The sequence below is a fragment of the Streptomyces sp. NPDC001093 genome, from assembly GCF_040298985.1.
Taxonomy (GTDB): Bacteria; Actinomycetota; Actinomycetes; order Streptomycetales; family Streptomycetaceae; genus Streptomyces.
In genome coordinates, this window is the sequence record NZ_JBEPBF010000250.1 from 1 (window position 1) to 5355 (window position 5355).

Consider the following 5355-nt stretch of genomic DNA (forward strand, 5'->3'; position numbering starts at 1 on the left):
GCCTGCCGCCAGGCGAAGCTCTTGCGGTAGGGCCAGGCGTTGTCGGTCAGGACCCGTTCGACGCGGTCGATGCCGCAGGTGGCGAAGAAGGCTGCCGCCCGGCGGAGGAAGGCGGCGCAGGTGGCGGCCTTCTCGTCGCTGTGGATCTCGCTGTAGGCCAGGCGGGTGTGGTCGTCGACGGCGGAGTGGACGTAGTCGAAGCCCACGCTGTTTCGCCGGGCCCGGCCGGCCTGTCGGCCCAGGACTTTGTGGCCGCCGCCGTCGGGGATCCGGCCGAGTTTCTTGACGTCCACGTGGATCAGTTCGCCGGGCCGGTCGCGTTCGTAGCGGCGGATGGGCTGGCCGGTGGGCCGGTCCAGGAAGGCCAGGCGGTTCAGGCCGTGTCGGGCGAGGATGCGGTGCACGGTGGAGGCGGGCAGGCCCAGGATCGGTCCGATACGTGCCGGGCCCAGCTTGCGGTCCTGCCGCAGCCTGCAGACCTGCGCCTCGGTGGCGGCTGCGGTCCGGTGCGGTGTCCTGCGGGGCCGGCTGGAACGGTCGATGAGTCCGCTCTCGCCCTCGGAATGCCAGCGTCGGATCCACTTGTGGGCTGTGGGACGGGAGATGCCCATCTCTGCTGCGACGTGGGCGACGGGACGGCCGGAGCGGACACGTTCGACGAGCAGTCGCCTGCCGTGAACGGTCAGCCGGGCATTACGGTGGGACACGAAGGCCTCCGTGCGGTGAAGATTCGACACCTCCACCACACACGGGGGCCTTCGCCACGATCAAGACCGGCCAGCGTTAACAACGCTCGTGATCAATACACCTAGGGCGTGGATCGAATGTGCTGGTCACAGCCACTCGTTGATTGCCGCGACAAGGACGGTCGCCTCGTAGCGGACCGCCAACTTGTCGTACCGCGTGGCTACGGCCCGGTGCCTTTTGAGGCGGTTAATACCGCACTCGACCGCGTGCCGCTCGCGGTAGTCAATCCGGTCGAACTTCGGCGGCCGACCGCCAAGCGAGCCACGTTTCCCGCGGTTGCGGGCCTGGTCGGACTTGTCCGGGATGGTGCAGCGGATGCCACGCCGTCGCAGGTAGGCGCGGTTCTTGCGAGAGGCGTACGCCTTGTCCGCGCGGACCCGCCGCGGCCGAGTGCGGGGCCTGCCCGTCCCCAGCCGGGGAACCCGGATGCGGCCCAGGACGACCTCGAACTGCGGGGAGTCCCCACGCTGCCCCGCGGTGATGACGATCGACATGGGCTTTTGCTTTTGCTCGACGGCCAGATGCAGCTTGGTGGTCAGCCCACCGCGCGAGCGTCCGAGGCATGGTCGGCCGGCTCGGTGGCGACGCCGCCGGGTGGCTCCTTCTGCAGATCCCCCCTTTTCGTGCCCCGGCAGCATGCTGGTGGGCACGGACGACGGTGGAGTCGACGTTGAGGTCCCAGGTGATCGGGTCCTTCGCGTCGGCCCGGGCCTGCAGTTCGGTGAAGATCCGCTGCCAGGTGCCGTCCCGCTGCCAGCGGCGGAACAGGTCGTACGCGCGGCCCCACGGCCCGTACTCCTCCGGCACATCCCGCCACGGGATACCGGTGCGGACCCGGAAGCGTATGCCGTCGGTCAGCTGTCCCCTGGTCCATATCGGCGGTCGGCCGGGGTTCTTGCCCTTCGGCAACAGCGGCTCCAGCGCCGCTCATTGCTCCTCTGTCAGATCTCCACGTGCCACGCACCAAGATCATCTCAGCTCAAGATCCACTTTCGATACACGCCCTAGCCGAAACGGCACTCATCCGGGCCCCTCCCTGTTCGCGGATCGCATCGATGAAGCAGGGGCCCTTCGCTCCCAGCGGGTTGTGTTGTCCCGCCGATCAGCACTACTGCGACTGCCTCTCGGCAGCCCGCCACTTCCCGGTTCCGCCGGTTATAGGCAGGCCACGCTTCCCGCACCGCATGCGCGGGGCCGAGGAGGCTCTCTCCAGTTCCCAGGACAACCGTCCGGCCATTCCACGCCCCTTACGCCGGGAGGTTCTTCGGCGACCGCTCCAGGCCCGAGATCGCCTTCCATGGCCTTCGCCTTTCAAGCACAGGCTCGGCTCCTCCTTGGCCCACCCGCGGGCGGGGGTTAAATGACGGCGCTGCAGGCTTCACTTCATGTTGCGGACTGGCCGGTTGCACACCCCCGAAGGGCGCTTGTCACTCCACATCGACGCCACCCTTTCGAGCGACGCCGGGAGTCAGCTACCGGGGACCCTGGCATCTCCCCGGACCGGATCTGCACCGGCTGGCTACCCTGAGCTTGACGCCCGGTTACATCGTTCACATCCCTCCTGAGCTGGGAAGACGCCCGGACTGCTGGACGTACGCTTGTTCTTTGACCTCTTAGAGCGTCCGCCAGTGGGCGATTGTTCAACTCCTGCCGGGTCCTAGGTGGGCGTCAGGGCGTCGGTGTCGTGGCGGCGTCGTATGTGGCGCGGGCTGCGGTGATGTCGGCTCGGTGGCGTTCTGCCCAGCCGACGAGCCCGGTGAGGCTTGCGTGGAGTTCGCGGGCCATGGGCGTGAGGCTGTATTCCACCTTGGGTGGCACGGTGGGGTAGACGGTCCGGATGAGCAGGCCGTCGCGTTCCAGCTTGCGCAGGTTCAAGGTGAGCATGCGTCGGCTGATGCCTGTGATGGCGCGTTCCAACTCGGTGAATCGGACTGGTCCGTGTGCGGCGGCGACGAGAATTCCGATGCTCCATTTGCCCGCGACGTGGTCGAGGACCTCGGTGAGCGGGCACGCCTCGTTGCTGACCTGGCCGGACACATCGGTGTGACTGTGTGACATGAAAGTGCCTCCTTCCGCCGCGCGTCATGGTTACAGAGGATGACTGCTGTAACAAGTCGTGCACCATTGGAAGGAATCGCCGTGCGGAGAACCAACGCATCAGCACAGACATCACGTTGGTCGGCATTGGTCGTGCTCTGTGCCGGGCAGCTGATGGTCATCCTCGACGGGACCATCGTGAACGTGGCGCTGCCGTCCATCCAGCGCGACCTCGGTTTCTCCTCGTCGGGCCTGGCCTGGGTGGTCAACGCCTATCTGGTCCCCTTCGGTGGCCTGCTGCTGCTCTCCGGACGGCTCGGCGACCTCATCGGACGCAAGCGCGTCTTCATCACCGGCCTGAGCGTCTTCACGACTGCCTCGCTGCTGTGCGGTGTGTCCCAGGCCCCGGCGATGCTGCTCGCCTCCCGGTTCATCCAGGGCATCGGCGGCGCGGTGACCTCTGCTGTCACTCTCGGCATGGTCGTGACCCTGTTCCCGCAGCCGAAGGAGCGGGCCAAGGCCATCGGCGTCTACAGCTTCGTCCAGTCCGCCGGCGGCTCGCTGGGCCTCCTCGCCGGCGGCGCCCTGACGCAGACCATCAGCTGGCACTGGATCTTCTTCGTCAACGTCCCGATCGGCATCGTGGCCGCGCTGTCGGCCGGACGCGTACTCGCGTCCGAGCACGGTGTCGGCCTCGGCAAGGGGACCGACGTCGTGGGCGCGCTCCTGGTCACCTCCGCACTGATGCTCGGCGTCTACACGATCGTCGAGACCACCAACTACGGCTGGACTTCCCCACACACGCTGAGCCTCGGCGCCGCGGCACTCGCCCTACTCCTCGCGTTCGTCGCCTGCCAGGCAAAGGCGACCCACCCGGTCCTGCCACTGCGTGTGTTCCGCTCGCGCAACGTCTCGGGAGCGATGGGCATCCAGGCTCTCATGGTGGCCGGGATGTTCAGCTTCCAGTTCCTGTGCGTGCTCTACCTGCAGAAGGTGCTTGGCTTCGACGAGATACACACCGGCCTCGGGATCTTCCCGGTCTCGGTCGCGATCGGCGCGCTGTCCCTCGGCATCTCGCCCAAGCTGATCGCGCGCTTCGGCCCCCGTGTCGTACTCCTTCCCGGCCTCTCGCTCATCACGGCAGGTCTCGCCGCGCTCGGCCGCGTACCGGCAGACGGGAGTTACGTCGTGGACGTCCTGCCCGCGCTGCTGCCACTCGGCATCGGCTTCGGCCTCGCGATGCCGTCGCTGGCCACGCTCGCGATGTCAGCGGCCACGCCCCAGGACTCGGGGATCGCCTCCGGCATGTTCAACACCATGCAGCAGATCGGCAGCGCCTTCGGCCTCGCGGTCCTCAGCACACTCGCCACCTCGCATTCGGATGCCCTGCTGGGTGACGGGGCAAGCACCGCCTCGGCACTCACGGGTGGTTACCAGCTTGCCTTCCGCATCGGCTCGGGCCTTGTCGCCGTCGCTCTCCTGCTCGCCGCCACCCTGCTGAGATCTCCCGCCACAGCACCACGCCCAGCGGCCGAGAAGAAGCCGGTCGCCGAGAACGCCACTCACTGACCAGGCGGCGACACCGCCCCGGGCAGGGGAGATATCTATGCTCGCAGGAGGAGATGCGCCTGTCGTGCCGTCGTTGATCACCGCCCCCATCCGTGCGGAGTTCCTCGCGTCATCGCCGCAGCGGGTCAGTACCCATCCGTTGGGATGTCATCGCCGACGGATCCCGGATGAGGTGGTCTTCGACAAGCGAGGTACTGGTGTCCGGGATGGGGCAGTGGCGGACACGACATGCTCGGCGACCACCTTGCGCAGGCGCCGCGACGAGTGGATAGCCGCCGGCGCGGCCGAGGCTCTGCGCCTGGCCGCGCTCGTCGCCTACGACCGCATGATCGGCCTCGGCTTGGAACAGCTCAGCGCCGACGGCTGCCAGACCAAGGCCCTCTCGGGCGGCGAGTGCGCGGGCAAGAGCCCCGTCGACCGGGCCAAACAAGGCGTCAAACCCTCACAGCTCACCGAGGCGTACGGCATCCCGCTGGCCACCGAGCCCGCACCGCCCAACATTTGCGATCACACCCTGCTGTCCGCCACCCTCGATCACTACGACGATCTCGCCAAGACGCTGGGCCCACTGCCCGAGCAACCGGCGCTGAGCCTGGATGCGGGCTACGACCTCCGGCCGGTCTACGCCGATCTCGACACACGCGGCATCATCGCGAAGATTGCCGAACGGGGCGAACAGACCCCGATCCAAGCCGACGGACGGTCGGTCGTGGAGCGCACGAACTCGTGGATGAACAACTTCGGCAAACTCCGCCGGTGCACCGAACGTCACCGCGTCTGCGTCGAGTTCTGCATCGCCCTTGCCACCGCGATGATCACCATCCGTAGCCTCATCCGCCGGGCGTGGACCCTCTATCGCTGGCCCAACCGCCCCGAAGCCCCCGCATCCGGTGACCTACTGGCGGACGCTCTTAGTGGGCGGTTCGTAAGGCGATGTCCATTTCTGGCTGAGGTGGGGGCAAGGACGCTGGTGGAGGTTGTGTCGGCTATTGCTTCCTGGCG

Annotated in this window: 4 protein-coding genes and 1 pseudogene; 2 read left to right on the forward strand and 3 right to left on the reverse strand. The window is 67.5% G+C overall.

The features are described 5' to 3' along the window. The 3 genes from ABT288_RS49250 to ABT288_RS49260 all read right to left on the reverse strand — a co-directional run. On the reverse strand, window positions 1-707 hold a 707-nt coding region (locus ABT288_RS49250), incomplete at its 3' end, for a leucine zipper domain-containing protein (RefSeq protein WP_351623335.1). 126 nt (window positions 708-833) lie between these two features. Beyond that, a protein-coding gene (locus tag ABT288_RS49255; RefSeq protein WP_450864419.1) for an IS5 family transposase occupies window positions 834-1668 on the reverse strand; the annotation gives its coding sequence in 2 pieces (ribosomal slippage) (window positions 834-1365 and window positions 1364-1668; 837 coding nt in all). A gap of 747 nt (window positions 1669-2415) precedes the next feature. Beyond that, the gene (locus tag ABT288_RS49260) at window positions 2416-2805 is read right to left on the reverse strand and encodes a winged helix-turn-helix transcriptional regulator (protein WP_351623337.1); all 390 of its coding nucleotides are present in this window, start codon (window positions 2803-2805) and stop codon (window positions 2416-2418) included. 153 nt (window positions 2806-2958) lie between these two features. Here ABT288_RS49260 and ABT288_RS49265 point away from each other — a divergent pair, with 153 nt between their 5' ends. Further along, the gene (locus ABT288_RS49265; protein ID WP_450864417.1) at window positions 2959-4353 is read left to right on the forward strand and encodes an MFS transporter; all 1395 of its coding nucleotides are present in this window, start codon (window positions 2959-2961) and stop codon (window positions 4351-4353) included. A 37-nt stretch (window positions 4354-4390) separates the two neighbouring features. After that, a pseudogene (locus ABT288_RS49270) lies at window positions 4391-5236 on the forward strand (transposase); the annotation flags it as partial. Between the last annotated feature and the right edge of the window lie 119 nt (window positions 5237-5355).

What these genes read in the sequence shown, in the direction of transcription:
- ABT288_RS49260 (WP_351623337.1), bottom strand. Translation starts at nt 2,805, where the DNA reads ATGTCACACAGTCACACCGATGTGTCCGGCCAGGTCAGCAACGAGGCG.
- ABT288_RS49265 (WP_450864417.1), top strand. Translation starts at nt 2,959, where the DNA reads ATGGTCATCCTCGACGGGACCATCGTGAACGTGGCGCTGCCGTCCATC.